The organism is Streptosporangium sp. NPDC000509 (assembly GCF_042898365.1).
In the GTDB taxonomy this organism is placed as follows: Bacteria; Actinomycetota; Actinomycetes; order Streptosporangiales; family Streptosporangiaceae; genus Streptosporangium.
Map to the genome: position 1 here is coordinate 88,008 of NZ_JBIAYX010000027.1, position 15,920 is coordinate 103,927.

Sequence of the window (15,920 nt, forward strand, 5' to 3'; positions counted from 1 at the left end):
GTGAGGAGCGTGCCGCCTGCCGATGCCCCCTGACACCGGAAACACCTCAGCCAGTACCAACAACACCGACAATACCGACAACACCCATGCCTCCGCCACCAACCCGGCATCCCTGACTTCGCGCCCCCTCCCCTCGCGCCGCGCCGGGGCGGGCTCCCTGTGGCGACTGAAGTCCTACCTCCGCCCGTACGTCGGCCGCCTTGTCGCCATCTGGGTGCTGTCCCTCACCGCGGTCGCGATCGGCATCGCCATCCCGCTGATCGGCAGAGAGATCATCGACGGTCCCGTCGCCCGCGGCGAGGCGGGGGCCGTGCCACCCCTCGCACTGCTCGCCTGCGCGCTGGGCGCGATCGAGGCACTGCTCGTCTTCCTGAGGCGGTGGCTGCTGGCCGCCGCCGTCCTCGGCCTGGAGACCAGCCTCCGCGACGACATCTACCGCCACCTCCAGCGGCTGCCGATGGGGTTCCATTCCTCCTGGCAGTCGGGCCAGCTGCTCTCCCGGGTGACGACCGACCTGTCGACGATCCGGCGTTTCCTCGGCTTCGGCCTGCTCTTCCTCGTCCTCACCACCGTCCAGATCGCGACGGTGACCGGGCTGCTGCTCCACATGTACTGGCCGCTCGGGCTGCTGGTCGTCGCCTCGGCGGTGCCGATCATGGTCACCACCCTGCGCTTCGAACGCGAGTACATCACCATCTCCCGGCGGGTCCAGGACGAGCAGGGCGACCTCGCCACGGTCGTCGAGGAGTCCGCGGCCGGCATCCGCACGATCAAGGCGTTCGGCCGCGGCCCGTACGTCTCCGGAATCTTCGAGAAAGGGGCGTTGAAGGTCTACGGGACCTCGATGGAGAAGGTCCGCCTGTCGGCCAGGTTCTTCACCTTCCTTGAGGTGATCCCGAACATCACCCTCGCGCTCGTGCTGCTGCTCGGTGCCCTGGCGGTCGGCTCCGGCACGCTGACGCTGGGCACGCTGGTGGCCTTCGCCACCCTGATGCTGCAACTGGTCTGGCCCGTCTCCGCGCTCGGCTTCATCCTCACGATGGGCCAGGAGGCGATGACCGCGGCGGACCGGGTGATGGAGGTGCTCGACACCGAACCGGAGATCGTCGGAGGCACCGCCGTGATCGAACGGCCCCGAGGACACCTGCGCTTCGAGGGAGCGGGGTTCACCTTCCCCGGTGACGGGAAACCCGTGCTCCACGACGTCTGGCTGGAGGTGCGTCCGGGAGAGACGCTCGCGGTCGTGGGCGCGACGGGGTCGGGCAAGACCACGCTGACCTCCCTGGTGCCACGGCTGCACGACGTCGGCACCGGCCGGGTCACGATCGACGGGGTCGACGTCCGCGACCTGCCGCTGCCCACACTGCGCTCGATGGTCGCCACCGCCTTCGAGGAACCGACGCTGTTCTCGATGAGCGTCAGGGAGAACCTCACGCTGGGACGGCACGACGCGAGTGAGGAGGAGATCGAGCAGGCGCTGCGGATCGCCCAGGCCGGGTTCGTCCACGCACTGCCGTGGGGGCTGGAGACCAGGATCGGCGAGCAGGGCATGTCCCTGTCCGGCGGCCAGCGCCAGCGGCTCGCACTGGCACGCGCGGTGCTCAGCCGTCCCAGGATTCTCGTGCTGGACGACACGCTGTCGGCCCTCGACGTCGAGACCGAGGCCCTGGTGGAGGAGGCGCTCCGGCACGTGCTGCGCGAGGCGACCGGGATCGTCGTCGCCCACCGGGCCTCCACCGTACTCCTCGCCGACAGGGTGGCCCTGCTGCTCGACGGCACGATCGCGCACGTCGGCGAGCACCACGAACTCATGGCGAGCGTGCCCGAGTACCGCGCGCTGCTGTCGGCCGCCCCGGACACCGAGGAGGCGCGGCTGTGAGCGTGACCGAACCCTCCACCCATCCCTCGGCCAAGCCTTCCGGTGCCGAGAACGCGAACGGGTCCCGGGAGTGGCGGGGCGTCGCGGCCGAGAACCAGGAGGAGCTGTCGGCGCAGGTGTCGTTCCTGCTGCGTGACAGGTCCAGGCGGCTGCTGGGCGACCTGCTGCGCCCGTACCGCAGGAGGCTCGTCCTGCTCGTCGTCATCATCGTGACCTGCAACGCCGCCTCGCTCTCCATCCCCTACCTGGTCAAGGTGGGCATCGACGCGGGCATCCCGCCGATGCTGGCGGGCGCGGGGCCGCGAACGCTGGTGACGGTCGTCGTGGCGATCCTGGCGGCGGCGGCCGTCCAGCTGGTGACCCGGCGGATATTCCTCAGGATGGCCGGGCACATCGGCCAGAGCATCCTGCTGGAACTGCGGCGGCGGGTGTTCGTCCACTTCCAGAGGCTGTCGCTCTCGTTTCACGAGGACTACACCTCGGGCCGGGTCGTCTCCCGGCTCACCTCCGACATCGACGCCATCTCCGAGATGCTGCAGTCGGGTTTCGACGACCTCGTCACCGCCGTGCTGACACTGGTCGGCACGGCGGTCCTGCTGCTCGTCCTGGACGTCCACCTCGGCGTGGTCGCGCTGCTGCCGCTGCCGGTCCTGATGCTGTTCACCGGCTGGTTCCGGCGGCAGTCGAGCATCGTCTACCGCAGGACGCGGGAGACCGTGGCGCTGGTGATCGTCCACTTCGTGGAGTCGATGGCCGGCATGCGCGCGGTCCAGGCGTTCCGCGGGGAGCCGCGCAACCAGGCGATCTTCTCCCAGCTGAACGCCGACTACCGCGACGCCAACCGGCGCAGCATGCACCTGGTCGCGATCTTCTCTCCGGGCGTCAAGCTCATCGGGAACGTGACGATCGCGGCCGTCCTGCTCTACGGGGGCACGCTCGCGATCCAGGGCGAGGTCACGGTGGGAGTGCTGGCCGCCTTCCTGCTCTACCTGCGCCAGTTCTACGAGCCGATGCAGGAGATCTCGCAGTTCTATAACACGTTCCAGTCGGCCGGTGCGGGGCTGGAGAAGCTCTCCGGCGTGCTGCAGGAGCACCCCATGGTGGCCGAGCCCGCTGACCCGGTGGCGCTGGAGCGGCCATGCGGGAGGATCGAGTTCCAGGGCGTGGAGTTCTCCTACCTGGACGGCACCCCCGTGCTGCCCCGGCTGGATCTGGTGGTCCCCGCCGGGCAGACCGTGGCGCTCGTCGGCACCACGGGGGCGGGCAAGACCACGCTGGCGAAGCTGGCCTCCAGGTTCTACGACCCCGTCGCGGGGCGGGTGCTGCTGGACGGGGTCGACCTGCGCGACCTCGGCGAGCAGACGCGGCACGCCGCGGTGGTCCTGGTCACCCAGGAGAACTTCCTGTTCAGCGGGTCGGTGGCGGACAACATCAGGTTCGGCCGACCCGGCGCGAGCATGGCGGACATCGTGGCGGCGGCCCGCTCGATCGGCGCCGACACGTTCGTCTCCGCGCTCCCCGACGGGTACGACACCCAGGTCGGCAAGCACGGCGGCCGGCTGTCGGCCGGGCAGCGGCAGCTGGTGGCGTTCGCCAGGGCGTTCCTCGCCGACCCGGCGGTGCTGATCCTCGACGAGGCGACGTCCAGCCTGGACGTCGCCGGCGAGCGGCTGGTGCAGCGGGCGATGCGGACGATCCTGGCGGACCGGACGGCCCTGATCATCGCGCACCGCCTGTCGACCGTCGAGATCGCCGACCGGGTGCTGGTGATGGAGGGCGGCAGGATCACCGAGGACGGTCCGCCCGGCGAGCTCGTCGAGCGGGCGGGCCGCTACGCCGACCTGCACCGCGCCTGGCTCGACAGCGTCTCCGACCACCGCGACGCCCCCGGCTGATCCACCGGCGGCGGGGAGGGCTCACACTCCCGAACCGCCCTCCCTCGCTCCCCGATCCCGGAATTCCGTGCCCCGCCCGCAGAACCGGCGTCCGGAATTCCGGGCACACGATTTCCGGCGAACCCTGAACCGTGGGAAGGGGACCCGCGTATCTCAGGGCGGAACGGCACGAATGATCCTTCCCACCCGCAGGAAAGGGGCAGTGATTTCGATGAGCACCCGGCGGTCGCGCAAGCGACGGTCTCTGACCGCCTCCTTGCTGGTCTCCGCCATGCTGGCCGCCGGGTGCTCGTCAGCGGCCATGACCGCCGAACCCCCCGTCCAAGCGGTGGGACTCGCCGGCGATCGGGCCGACGCGGACGTCCGTTTCTCCCAGGAGATGATTCCCCACCACCGGCAGACGATCCAGCTCGCCGACCTGGTGACCGGCCGGAGCGAGAACCCGTACGTGAACGACCTCGCCGCGAAGATCAAGAAAAAAGAGGCGGCCGACATCGACCTGATGTCCGGCTGGCTGCGGTCGTGGGAGGTCGAGGTACCGGCGGAGGGCGACCACTCCGCGCACGACATGCCGGGCATGCTGTCGGCCACCCAGATCGCCTCCCTGAGGAAACGGTCCGGCGCCGCCTTCGACAAGCTGTGGCTGAGCGTGCTGGGCAAGCACCTCAACAGCGGTGTCCAGATGGCCCAGGTCGCGATCGCGCTGGGCAGGCACCGGCCCACCACCCTCCTGGCGGAGAAGATGGTCACCGAGCAGCGCGCCCAGATCGCCGAGATCGGCGAGAAGCTCGCCTGACCCGTCTCCGGCTTCCGCCGAATCCACTTCCGGTCGACTCGGTGTCCCTCTGACCTCGTCTCCGGGTCCGCTCGGGCTCTTCGTTCCTTCAAAGCGGCGGGTTGTCCGGGAACGACCCGCCCTCCGTGGGTACACAGCCTCCCAAAAAGGGCATAAGCGCGAGGCGCAACCGGGTCGCGGTGGTGGCGGTGACGCCGAGCGGCGTCCGGTGTGGCGAGCAGAATGGCGGCAGACCGCCTGATCCCCCGCTGGAGGTCTCATGAGCACGACCCGAAGGCGCCCTGTCCTCGCGGACTCCGTCCGGATCACCGAGGACGCCGTGGAGATCCTCGACCGCCGGGTCTATCCCTTCGAGCACCGCTGGGTGCGCTGTGCCACCAGCGAGGACGTCGCGGTGGCCATCGAGCGGATGGTCACCCAGAGCACCGGCCCCTCGTTCGCGGCGACCGCCGGGATGACACTGGCCGCCCGCGAGGCGCGGGGCGAGCCGCCGGGCCGGGCCGCGGTGCGGCTGCGCGAGGCGGGCGACCGGCTGATCGCGACCCGGCCCACGAACAACCACATCCGCGACGCCGTGGAGGCCGTCCTCGCCGCCACGGTGAACGGGCCACTGCCGCAGGCCTGCGGGGACGAGCTGGTGGAGGCCGTGACCCGGGCGGCGTCCGAGCACGACGCGGCCTACCTGTCGAGCAGCGCGGCCATGGGCAGGCACGCGGCCGCGCTGCTCGACGACGGCGCCCGCGTCCTCACCCACTGCTGGGCGGACGCCTACCTGATAGCCACCGTCGAGGCCGCTCAGGAGGCGGGCAAGCGACTGGAGTTCATCTGCACCGAGACCCGGCCCTACCTGCAGGGGGCACGGCTGACCGCGCCGACACTCGTGGAGATGGGCTACCGGCCCACCCTCATCACCGACGGGATGGTCGCCTCGGTACTGTCCGACGGGCTCGCCGACGTGGCGCTGACCGCGGCGGACCGGGTGACGATGGACGGGCACGTGGTGAACAAGGTCGGCACCCTCGGAGTGGCGCTCGCCGCCCGCGCCTTCGACGTCCCGTACTACGTGGTGATCCCGGCACCCGATCCGCGGGCACCGGGTATCGGCGACGTCGTCATCGAACGGCGGAACGGCGACGAGGTCCTGCACGTTCTGGGGACGCGCACCGCGGGCGAGGGCGTGACCGGCCACTATCCCGCCTTCGACGCCACCCCGCCGCACCTGGTGACGAGAATCGTGACCGAGAACGGCGCCTACCCCGCCGAGCGCGTGTCGGAGCACTTCGGCCCTCCGGGGCGTCCGCCGGCGGACGCCCCGGCCCACCCGCTGTAGCCGTTCCGGCCCGGGGTACGGTCCGGTCCGCGGTACCGACGCCGTACGCCGGACGCGACACGGAAGCCACGTGAACACCTAACGCGGTGGATCGACCACAGAGAGTAGTGTGCGCTGTGAAGTTGATCTACGAGGACATCCCTCACGACAGAACGGGAGTTCGACGTTGGTGTCACAACGATCCAGATCCGCGCTCACCGCGTTGGCCTGCGCCCTGCTGGCACTGCTGGCCGTACCGGGGACACCCGCGACGGCCGACACCGGTGCGCACGCCACCGCCACCGCGCGCCAGGACGTCAAACGAGCCGCCGCGCCGTGCGTCCGGCAGGGGCAGGCGACCTACCCCGTGGACTACTACTGGAAGAACGCGCTCGGCATGAGGCTGGGCAGCGGGTCGGTCCCGGTCGTCACCTCCCCGCCCCTGTGGGGCGGACAGATCGCACCGGGCGGCACCTTCACCCTCACGCTGACGCACCGCACGGCCCAGTGGCCGCTGCTGGTCAGCCGCTACACCACCACCTGGGACCTGTCGTCGCTGCTCGCTTACGCCGACGTCATCGGCCAGTCGGGGGCGGGCACCATCAGTGGCACCACCCTGACGATCGCCTCCTCGGGGACCAAGACCGACCCGCCCGCGAAGGTGATCACCTTCCAGGTGAGGCAGGGCACCGCGGGGGGAGCGATGACCATCCGGCCGACCGGGATCAGCAGCGTCATCGCCGCGCCGGGCCAGCTCGGGAACAACACACCCGCCCCCCCGATCCAGATCGCCACCGGGCAGTCCATCTCACCCACCAGGGCCACCGACGACACCGCCACCACCGGCCAGGGCACGGCCGTCAGCGTTCCCGTCCTGGCCAACGACACCGCGACCTCACCGACGATCAGCGGCGTCACCCAGCCCGCCAACGGCACCGCGACGATCTCCGGTGGCACCGTGGTCTACACACCCGCGGCGAACCTCGGTGGCACCGACACCTTCACCTACACCATCACCACCGCCTGCGGAACCAGCACCGCCACGGTCACGGTCACGGTGACCTGTGCCTACACACCGGTCAACCTGGTCAACGGCGGCTTCGAGGCACCGCCCGTGGCCACGGTCGACTGGTCCATCTCCGACGCCTCCGTCGACCCTGCCGTCGGCTGGCGCACCACCGCCACCGACAACAAGCTGGAGTTCTGGCCCGGCGGCGCGAGCGGGATCCCGGCCGCCGAGGGCCGGCAGTTCGCCGAGCTCAACGCCAACCAGGTCTCCACCCTCTATCAGGACCTGCCCACCGTTCCGGGAACACCGATGACCTGGTCGCTCTATCACCGGGGCCGTCTCGGTACCGACGTGATGCGGGTGCTCATCGGCGCACCGGGCGCGACCGTGGCCCAGGTCCCCACCGGGGCCTCCTCCCCGGACATCTCCGACGACAACACCGCCTGGCGCCAGTACACCGGGACGTACGTCGTCCCTCCCGGACAGACCACCACACGATTCGCCTTCGAGTCGGTGTCGGCCGCAGGGGGCACCCCGACAGCCGGCAACTTCCTGGACGGCGTGGTGTTCCAGACGCCGCCCTGCCTGCCCATGTCCAAGAGCCCGTGAAGGCGGGCGGCATCCCGGGGACGCGTACCACGAACCGACCGGCCGTCCCGCCCCTCTCGGAGTCCTGACCGTCGCGCGACTCAGGACGAGGACCGGGCGGGCGCAAACGCGTGAAGGCCCCTCTCGCTTCGTGCGAGAGGGGCCTTCACGCGTGCGGTGCGCCGGAGGACGCCGCCGGGGTCAGCTCGCGGTGCCCGCGGTCTCCTGCTCCGCGGCGCGGCGCTTCTCCTCCTCCTCGATCGCCTCGACCGTCTCGTTGTCGCGGTCGCGGCGGTACTCACGGACCGAGTAAGCGATGGCGGCGGCCCACAGGACGGCGATGGTGATGTAGGCGGCGGTCTGGACGCCGCCGGAGGCGTCGATCCAGTCGCTGCGCAGCAGGGTCCTGATGTTGGTCAGGACGATGATGCCGCCGACGGCGGAGCCCAGGATGCGCGGCGGGATGTGACGGACGAGCCAGGCGGCGATGGGAGCCGCGATGACGCCGCCGATCAGCAGGACGGCGACCCAGGAGAAGTCGATGTTCTCGGAGCCGATACCGACGAAGAAGCCGACGCTGGCGGCGATGGCGACCAGGAACTCGCTGGCGTCGATGGAACCGATCACCTTGCGCGGCGCCAGGCGGCCGCTGGCGAGGATCGCCGGGGTGCCGACCGGCCCCCAGCCGCCACCACCGGTGGCGTCGACGAATCCGGCGACCAGACCGAGGGGGGCGAGGAAGCGCTTGCGGAGCGGCTTGCCCAGGTTGCCGCGCGGGAGACCGAAGGCCGTGAAGCGGATCAGGACGTAGACACCCAGCGTGAGCAGGATGATCGACATGATCGGGGCCGCGACCTCGGTGGAGAGGCCGGACAGGAAGGTCGCTCCCACGAACGCGCCGATCGCGCCGGGAACACCGATCTTGGCGACGACTTTCCAGTCGATGTTGTTGAAGCGCCAGTGGGAGATGCCTGAGGCGAGGGTGGTGCCGATCTCGGCGAGGTGGACGGTGGCCGAGGCGGCGGCGGGGTTGGTACCGATGGCCAGGAGCAGAGTCGTCGAGGTGACACCGTAGGCCATGCCGAGGCTTCCGTCGACGAGCTGCGCCGCGAAGCCGACTAGGCCCAAGAGGATGAGCGCACGCACAACGCCCCCCTTCCTATTTTTCCCACTCTGTTGATAGGAATTATGGTGAATGAAGGCCAAGGCGACGTCAAGTCACGTTTCAAGCAAGACGTCTCAAGGGATGGGAATCTTCGTCCCACACACGAGGTCAGACCCTGCGCCGCCTGCCGGTCCGGGTCGCCGGCGTCAGGAGGGCCGCCAGGCTGACGGTGTCGACGATGGCGCTTATCGAGGTTTCGATGTTCAGCCACACGGTGCGCAGTCGCACCGCCTCTCCGAAGTAGGCCACGTCACCGGCCGGCACTCCCCTCACCGAGGTCAGTTCGCCGCCGACCGCGCGCAGGACGTCTCCGACCGAGATGTCGACGGGCGGCCGGGCGAGCGTGAAGCCGCCCTCGTGACCCCGCTGGGCGAAGACGAGATCGGCGCGGCGCAGGTCGGTCAGAATGCCGCGCAGGAAACTCGCCGGGATCTCCTGCGCCTGGGCCATCGTCTCCGACTTGACCGGGTCGGGATCGCTCAGCGCGATGACCAGCATCGCTCTTATGGCGTAGTCGCTCCGAGCCGTGACGTGCATCCGAAAGTCCCCCCGACAGTGCGCCTCTGCCTTCGGCCTCGCGTGGACTGGTCTCGGTTAAATCTACTATCTCTATAGGTTAACCGTGAAATATTCTCGCGGCTGTGCGAGACCGGGCCACCAGGGGCGGCGACGCCTGACCTGCGGGCGAGGGGTCAGCGCGGCGGTGAGGTTCGCCGAAGTCCGACGAGGTCAGCCATCGGCCGCGTCCGAGTCGATCGCGGCGGCCTCACCTCGGTCGAGGGAGGACAGCTCGGCGACCTCCTCCGAGGTGAGGGCGAAGTCGAAGATGTCGGCGTTGCCCCTTATCCGCTCGGCACTGGACGACTTCGGCACGGTGATCAGCCCGAGTTCGATGTGCCAGCGCAGCACGATCTGGGCGGGGGTCCTGCCGTGCCGCTCGGCGACGGCCGTGACGACCGGATGCTCCAGCAGGTCGCCCCCTCGCCCGATGGGACTCCAGGACTGGGTGACGATCCCGTGCTCGGCGTTGTAGGCCCGGGGCTCGTCACGGGTGAGGAACGGGTTGAGCTGGATCTGGTTCACGTCGGGCACCACGCCGGTCTCGGCCAGCAGCCGCTCGATGTGGGCCGGTTTGAAGTTCGACACGCCGATCGCCCGCACGCGGCCGTCCCTCAGCAGCTTGACCATGCCTTTCCATGCCTCTACATAGCGATCCTTGCGCGGCCGCGGCCAGTGGATCAGGTAGAGGTCGGCGTAGTCGAGGCCGAGCCGGTCCAGGCTGGCCTGGTAGGCCTCCTGCGCGGCGTCGTATCCGTGCCACTCGTCGTGCAGCTTGGTGGTGACGAACAGCTCCTCCCTCGGCACGCCGGAGGCCCGCAGCCCACGCCCCACCCCGGTCTCGTTGTAGTAAGCGTGGGCGGTGTCCACCAGCCGGTAGCCCATCTCGACGGCGGCGGCGACCGCGCTCTCCGCCTCCGCGTCCGACATGGGCCAGGTTCCCAGGCCGACCTGCGGGATGTCCGCGCCGTTGACCAGTTTCACCGTTGGAATGTCCAGAACAGTCATGATTGACAGCCTTCCACGCAGACCCCTACCGGCTGTCACCGGGTCGCGGCGGGGAGTTCGGGTGCGAGTCCTATCGGCCCAGTACGCGGAGACGCCGGAAAACAGCCCTCGAGCCTCGTTCCACCGCGGTGGGACACGGGTCACCGTCGTTCCTCCGGGGGGTGGGGTCGCGAGGGGGAGGAAACCGGAAGTGTCAGGATCATGGTGAGACCGCCGCCCGGTGTCTCCTCAGGCAGCAGGGTGCCGGCCATCGCCTCGGCGAGCCCTCGGGAGAGCGCGAGCCCCAGGCCGACGCCGGTGTGGTTGTCGCGGTCCCCGAGCCGCTGGAAGGGCATGAAGACCCGGTCGTAGGCGTCACGCGGGATGCCCGCACCCCGGTCGACGACGCGGAGCTCCACGTGGTCGCCGTACTCGCCGGCCGTGACGAGGACGTTTCGGCCCTCGGGACTGTGGCGGACGGCGTTGGACATGAGATTGACCAGGATTCGTTCCAGCAGCACCTGGTCGGCGACGACCTCGGGCAGATCGTCGGAGAGGTCCACCTCGATCCGCTGGGACAGCGGGCCGAGGTCGTCGACGGCGCGTGGCACGACGTCCTCGAACGCGGTCGGCTCCAGTGCCAGCCCGAGCACTCCCGCCTGCAGGCGGCTCATGTCAAGCAGGTTGGTGACCAGGCGGTCCAGCTTGACCAGGGATTCGTCCGCCGTGGCGAGCAACTCCCGCCTGTCCTCGGCGGACCAGTCGACGCCGGTGTTGCGCAGGCTCTCCACGGCGGCCTTCGCCGAGGCGAGCGGGGTGCGCAGGTCGTGGCTGACCGCGGCGAGCAGCGCGGTGCGCATCCTGTCGGCCTCGGCGAGCGGCCTGACCCGCTCCGCCTCCCGCGCCAGCCGGTCCTGCCGCAGCGCCACCCCCGCCTCTGCGGCGAACGCCTCCAGCAGCCGCCGGTCGGACGCCTCCAGCAGCCTGCCCCGGATGGCCAGGACGAGCCGTTCGTCGACGACGACGTCGGTGTCCGCGACTCCCGGGCAGGTGCAGGGCGCGTCACCGGCGGTGGCCACGATCCGCCACGCCTCGGGGTCGGACTGGTCGTCGGGTCCCTGCTCGCCGACGCGTTCCAGCATGGTGACCGAGGCCAGCGCGAAGGTCTCCCTCAGGCGGGCGAGCAGCGAGGCGAGCGCGTGCTCGCCGCGGAGCACGTGCCCGGCCAGGGTGGAGAGGACCTCCGCCTCGGCGCGGGCGCGGGCCGCATCCCGGGTACGGCGGGCGGCGACGTCCACGACCGCGCTCACCATGACGGCCACCAGGACGTAGACGCTCAGCGCGAACAGGTTCTCCGGGGCTGCGACGGCGAGGCGATCGACGGGCGCGGTGAAGAAGTAGTTGAGCAGCAGGAAGCCGAGCACGGCGGCGGTGACGGCCGGCCACATGCCGCCGACCAGGGCGACCACGACCACCATGAGCAGGAAGAGGAGTATGTCGCTCGGCAGGTTCACGGCGCCGCGGAAGGGCTGCAGCGCCAGTGTCAGGAGCGGCAGCCCGAGAACCGCGAGGAGCCAGCCCGCCACCCGGCGGGTGCGGGTCAGCGCGGCCCGTGACGGAGCGCGGGCACGTGTCCTTTTCACCTCGTCGTGAGTGATCATATGAACGTCGATGGACCCGGAGCGCGCGGTCGTGGTCACCCCGACCCCCCGCGAGAGAATCTGGGCGAACCGGCCACGCCGGGACGCCCCCAGCACCAGCTGGGTGGCGTTCACGCCGCGCGCGAAGTCCAGCAGTGCGGTCGGTACGTCGTCGCCGACGACCTGGTGGTAGGTGCCGCCCAGGTCCTCCACCAGGGTGCGCTGACGGGCCGTGCTCGCGGGGTCGGCTCCGGCCAGGCCGTCGGAGCGTGTGACGTGCACGGCCAGCAGGTCGGCCCCCTGGCCCCTGCCCGCGACCCTGGCGGCCCGCCGTATCAGCGCGTCGCCCTCCGGGCCACCGGTCAGCGCGACCACGACGCGCTCGCGCGCCTCCCAGGTGCCCGCGATGCCGTGATCGGCGCGGTAGCGGTCGAGCTGCTCGTCGACCTTGTCCGCCACCCACAGCAGCGCCAGCTCACGCAACGCGGTCAGGTTGCCGGCCCTGAAGTAGTTCGACAGTGCCGCGTCGACCTTCTCCGGGGCGTACACGTTGCCGTGCGCCATCCGCCGCCGCAGCGCCTCCGGGTCCATGTCCACCAGCTCCACCTGGTCGGCGCGGCGCACCACCTCGTCGGGCACCGTCTCGCGCTGGGCCACCCCGGTGATCTCCTTGACCACGTCGTTGAGCGACTCCAGATGCTGGATGTTGACGGTGGAGATGACGTCGATGCCCGCCTCCAGGATCTCCTCGATGTCCTGCCAGCGTTTGGCGTTGCGCGAGCCCGGCACGTTGGTGTGGGCCAGCTCGTCGATCAGGGCCACCCTGGGCCTCCTGGCGATGACGGCGTCCACGTCGAGCTCGGTGAACACGCTGTCGCGGTGGACCATGCTCTTGCGCGGGATCGCCTCCAGGCCGTCGAGCAGCTCGGCGGTGCGGGGACGGTCATGGGTCTCGACGAGGCCCACGACGACGTCGGTGCCCCTCGCGAGGCGGCGGTGCCCCTCGCAGAGCATCATGTACGTCTTGCCGACACCCGGGGCCGCCCCGAGATAGACACGCAGCCGCCCTCGCCCCCTGCTCATCGGTCGAGGGCCAGGTTGAGTTCGAGGACGTTCACCGCCGGTTCGCCCATGAAGCCGAGAGGACGGCCGGTGGTGTTCTCCATGATCAGCCCCCTCACCGTCTCCACGGGCAGGCCGCGCTCCCTGGCCACCCGGGGTGCCTGAAGGTCGGCGTACGCGACGGAGATGTGCGGGTCGAGGCCGGAACCACTGGCGGTGACCGCGTCGGCGGGCACCACGGCCCTCGCCGTGCCGCGGACCGGGACGGTGCGCCCGGCCGCGTAGTCCTCGCCCGGCCTGCCGCACTCGACCCTCACACCACGATACTCGGCGACGAACGGGCTCGCGGGACATGCCTGGTTCACGCTCACGACCCGGGAGGGGATGCCCGCGACGGGAAAGACCTTCAGCACGGCGCCCACCCCGTCGGGCGCGCAGTACGGCCGGGCGCCACTGACCCCCTCCAGCTCCCCGACGGCCCTGGAGCGGGCGCAGACCTGGGTGAGCAGGCTCCGCCTGCCCTCCCCGCCGTTCGTCCCGGGGACGGGCAGGACGTCCACGACATCCTCGGGCCCGAGGTTGCTCGCGGCGGTGGAGAGCATGTCGTAGCCGGCACCGGCCACCGACGGCCTGCTCTGGAAGTAGCGGCCGGCCGGTCTGCCGTCGGCGCCGGTGAAGCTCTGGCCGACGATCGCGCTTCCCACGTCCTTTCCGTCCTTCTGGACGAGGGAGCCGTTGGCGCCGGCGTGGAACACCGTCTGAGCGATGCCGGTGACCACGAGCGGGTAGACGGCCCCGGTGACGAGGGTGAGGACGAGCAGCGCGCGGAGCGCGGCGAGATGCCGGAGGATCCAGCTGGGCAGGCGCTCCATTTAAGACATCCCCGGAAGAAACTGGACGATCAGATCTATCAACTTGATGCCGACGAAGGGCACGACGATCCCACCCAGACCGTAGACGTAGAGGTTGCGGCTGAGCAGCCTCGACGCGCTGGAGGGGCGGTAGCGCACACCGCGCAGGGCGAGCGGTATCAGCGCCACGATGACGACCGCGTTGAAGACGACCGCGGACAGGATCGCCGACTGCGGACTGGACAGGCGCATGACGTTCAGCGCGTCCAGGCCCGGGTAGACCGCCGCGAACATCGCGGGAATGATCGCGAAGTACTTGGCGACGTCGTTCGCGATCGAGAAGGTCGTCAGCGCGCCGCGGGTGATGAGCAGCTGCTTGCCGATCTCGACGATCTCGATGAGCTTGGTCGGGTTGGAGTCGAGATCGACCATGTTGCCGGCCTCCTTCGCGGCCGACGTGCCGGTGTTCATCGCCACCCCGACGTCGGCCTGAGCGAGCGCGGGCGCGTCGTTGGTGCCGTCTCCGGTCATCGCGACCAGCCTGCCGCCCTCCTGCTCCGATCTGATCAGGGCGAGCTTGTCCTCGGGCGTGGCCTCGGCGAGGAAGTCGTCCACGCCCGCCTCGCCGGCGATGGCCCTCGCCGTCAGCGGGTTGTCGCCCGTGATCATGACGGTGCGGATGCCCATCCTGCGCATCTCGTCGAAGCGTTCGCGCATGCCCTGCTTGACGACGTCCTTGAGGTGGACGACCCCCAGGACCCGTGCCCTGCTCACTGCGTTCCCGGTGCCCCCGACGTTCCCGGTGCCCCCGGCCTCCCCCGTGACCTCCCCGACGACCAGCGGGGTACCGCCGGAGCCGGAGACCGCGTCGACGATGCCGCCGACCTCGTCGGTGGGATGGCCGCCGTGCTCGCGTACCCATTTCATGACGGCGGTGGCGGAACCCTTGCGGATCCGGCGGCGGTCGAGGTCGACCCCGCTCATCCGGGTCTGCGCGGTGAACCCGATCCACTCCGCACCCGCCAGCTCTCCCGGCCCGCGCTCCCTCAGGCCGTACGCCTGCTTGGCGTAGACCACGATGGAACGGCCCTCGGGGGTCTCGTCGGCGAGACTGGCCAGCTGCGCGGCCGCGGCCAGCTCGTCGGCGGAGACCCCGGGGGCGGTGAGGAACTCCGACGCCTGCCGGTTGCCCAGCGTGATGGTGCCGGTCTTGTCCAGCAGCAGGGTGTTGACGTCTCCCGCGGCCTCGACCGCGCGGCCGCTCATCGCGAGAACGTTGCGCTGGACGAGCCGGTCCATGCCGGCGATGCCGATCGCCGAGAGCAGCGCCCCGATGGTGGTCGGGATGAGGCACACCAGCAGCGCGACCAGCACGACACCGGTGACACCGTCCCCGGTGAGGGCGAGTGAGTCAGGTACGCCAGGATTCTGGGCCTTGGCGTAGATCGCCAACGGCTGCATGGTCGCGGTCGCGACCAGGAAGATGATCGTCAGGGCCGCGAGCAGGATGTTGAGGGCGATCTCGTTGGGCGTCTTCTGCCTGTCGGCGCCCTCGACCAGGGCAATCATCCGGTCGATGAAGCTCTCACCGGGCCGCTGGGTGATCTGGACGACGATCCGGTCGCTCAACACCTTCGTGCCGCCGGTCACCGCCGACCTGTCGCCGCCGGACTCGCGGATGACCGGGGCGGACTCACCGGTGATGGCCGACTCGTCCACCGAGGCGATGCCGTCGACCACGTCGCCGTCACCGGGGATGATCTCCCCCGCCTCCACGACGACGAAATCACCCCGCAGCAGTTCGGAGGCTCCGACGACGTCCCAGCCGGTGGAGTCGCGTCCGCGCAGCCGCCGCGCCGTGGTGTCGCGCTTGGCGGCGCGCAGCGTGGCCGCCTGGGCCTTGCCGCGCCCCTCGGCGACCGCCTCGGCCAGGTTGGCGAAGATCACCGTGAGCCAGAGCCAGACCACGGTGGCCCAGGCGAAGAACGACGGGGTGAGCACGGCGAGCACCGTGGTGAAGGCCGCGCCGGCCTCGACGATCAGCATCACCGGGTTGCGCCAGAGCGTGGCCGGGTTGAGCTTCCTGACCGCCTCGGGAAGCGAGGTGAGCAGTTGCCGGGGATCGAGGAGGCCGCCGCCCACCTTTCCCTCCCCTGGTGCGGGGGCGGGGCCCCGCACTTC

11 protein-coding genes are annotated in these 15,920 nt (G+C 70.4%); 5 read left to right on the forward strand and 6 right to left on the reverse strand.

The window, feature by feature from the left end; all coding sequences use genetic code 11:
* The first annotated feature begins 22 nt into the window (after positions 1 to 22).
* From ACFY3D_RS36065 to ACFY3D_RS36085, 5 genes are all read left to right on the forward strand, one after another.
* Complete coding sequence (locus ACFY3D_RS36065; RefSeq protein ID WP_389988389.1) at positions 23 to 1,879, forward strand: ABC transporter ATP-binding protein; 1,857 nt, start codon at positions 23 to 25, stop codon at positions 1,877 to 1,879.
* On the forward strand, positions 1,876 to 3,774 hold the full coding sequence (locus tag ACFY3D_RS36070; RefSeq protein WP_389988392.1) for an ABC transporter ATP-binding protein: 1,899 nt from the start codon (positions 1,876 to 1,878) through the stop codon (positions 3,772 to 3,774). Before ACFY3D_RS36065 ends, ACFY3D_RS36070 begins: the two co-directional genes overlap by 4 nt.
* 211 nt (positions 3,775 to 3,985) lie before the next feature.
* Positions 3,986 to 4,570 (forward strand): DUF305 domain-containing protein, encoded by a 585-nt coding sequence (locus ACFY3D_RS36075; protein ID WP_389988395.1) that lies wholly within the window; start codon positions 3,986 to 3,988, stop codon positions 4,568 to 4,570.
* A gap of 259 nt (positions 4,571 to 4,829) precedes the next feature.
* Positions 4,830 to 5,900, forward strand: coding sequence for an S-methyl-5-thioribose-1-phosphate isomerase (locus ACFY3D_RS36080; RefSeq protein ID WP_389988398.1), 1,071 nt, complete (start codon positions 4,830 to 4,832; stop codon positions 5,898 to 5,900).
* A 169-nt stretch (positions 5,901 to 6,069) separates the two neighbouring features.
* The gene (locus ACFY3D_RS36085; RefSeq protein WP_389988401.1) at positions 6,070 to 7,497 is read left to right on the forward strand and encodes an Ig-like domain-containing protein; all 1,428 of its coding nucleotides are present in this window, start codon (positions 6,070 to 6,072) and stop codon (positions 7,495 to 7,497) included.
* A gap of 180 nt (positions 7,498 to 7,677) precedes the next feature.
* Here ACFY3D_RS36085 and ACFY3D_RS36090 read toward each other — a convergent pair whose 3' ends face one another.
* The 6 genes from ACFY3D_RS36090 to kdpB all read right to left on the reverse strand — a co-directional run bounded on the left by ACFY3D_RS36090 (position 7,678) and on the right by kdpB (position 15,881).
* The gene (locus tag ACFY3D_RS36090; protein WP_350948840.1) at positions 7,678 to 8,622 is read right to left on the reverse strand and encodes a sulfite exporter TauE/SafE family protein; all 945 of its coding nucleotides are present in this window, start codon (positions 8,620 to 8,622) and stop codon (positions 7,678 to 7,680) included.
* 127 nt (positions 8,623 to 8,749) lie between these two features.
* Positions 8,750 to 9,178 carry an RrF2 family transcriptional regulator gene (locus ACFY3D_RS36095; protein WP_389988405.1) on the reverse strand — a complete coding sequence of 143 codons (429 nt, stop codon included), beginning with the start codon at positions 9,176 to 9,178 and terminating at the stop codon, positions 8,750 to 8,752.
* Between the two features lie 192 nt (positions 9,179 to 9,370).
* Positions 9,371 to 10,207: an aldo/keto reductase gene (locus ACFY3D_RS36100; protein ID WP_389988407.1), complete on the reverse strand. Its 837-nt coding sequence runs from the start codon at positions 10,205 to 10,207 to the stop codon at positions 9,371 to 9,373.
* A gap of 140 nt (positions 10,208 to 10,347) precedes the next feature.
* Positions 10,348 to 12,909: a DUF4118 domain-containing protein gene (locus ACFY3D_RS36105; RefSeq protein ID WP_389988410.1), complete on the reverse strand. Its 2,562-nt coding sequence runs from the start codon at positions 12,907 to 12,909 to the stop codon at positions 10,348 to 10,350.
* Complete coding sequence (locus ACFY3D_RS36110) at positions 12,906 to 13,760, reverse strand: potassium-transporting ATPase subunit C (protein ID WP_389988413.1); 855 nt, start codon at positions 13,758 to 13,760, stop codon at positions 12,906 to 12,908. Before ACFY3D_RS36110 ends, ACFY3D_RS36105 begins: the two co-directional genes overlap by 4 nt.
* Positions 13,761 to 15,881: a potassium-transporting ATPase subunit KdpB gene (gene kdpB / locus ACFY3D_RS36115; RefSeq protein ID WP_389988416.1), complete on the reverse strand. Its 2,121-nt coding sequence runs from the start codon at positions 15,879 to 15,881 to the stop codon at positions 13,761 to 13,763.
* Positions 15,882 to 15,920 lie beyond the last annotated feature (39 nt).

Excerpts from the sequence above, each read along its gene's own strand:
- ACFY3D_RS36065 (WP_389988389.1), top strand. The coding sequence starts at position 23 with ATGCCCCCTGACACCGGAAACACCTCAGCCAGTACCAACAACACCGAC.
- ACFY3D_RS36075 (WP_389988395.1), top strand. The coding sequence starts at position 3,986 with ATGAGCACCCGGCGGTCGCGCAAGCGACGGTCTCTGACCGCCTCCTTG.
- ACFY3D_RS36080 (WP_389988398.1), top strand. The coding sequence starts at position 4,830 with ATGAGCACGACCCGAAGGCGCCCTGTCCTCGCGGACTCCGTCCGGATC.
- ACFY3D_RS36095 (WP_389988405.1), bottom strand. The coding sequence starts at position 9,178 with ATGCACGTCACGGCTCGGAGCGACTACGCCATAAGAGCGATGCTGGTC.
- ACFY3D_RS36100 (WP_389988407.1), bottom strand. The coding sequence starts at position 10,207 with ATGACTGTTCTGGACATTCCAACGGTGAAACTGGTCAACGGCGCGGAC.
- ACFY3D_RS36105 (WP_389988410.1), bottom strand. The coding sequence starts at position 12,909 with ATGAGCAGGGGGCGAGGGCGGCTGCGTGTCTATCTCGGGGCGGCCCCG.
- ACFY3D_RS36110 (WP_389988413.1), bottom strand. The coding sequence starts at position 13,760 with ATGGAGCGCCTGCCCAGCTGGATCCTCCGGCATCTCGCCGCGCTCCGC.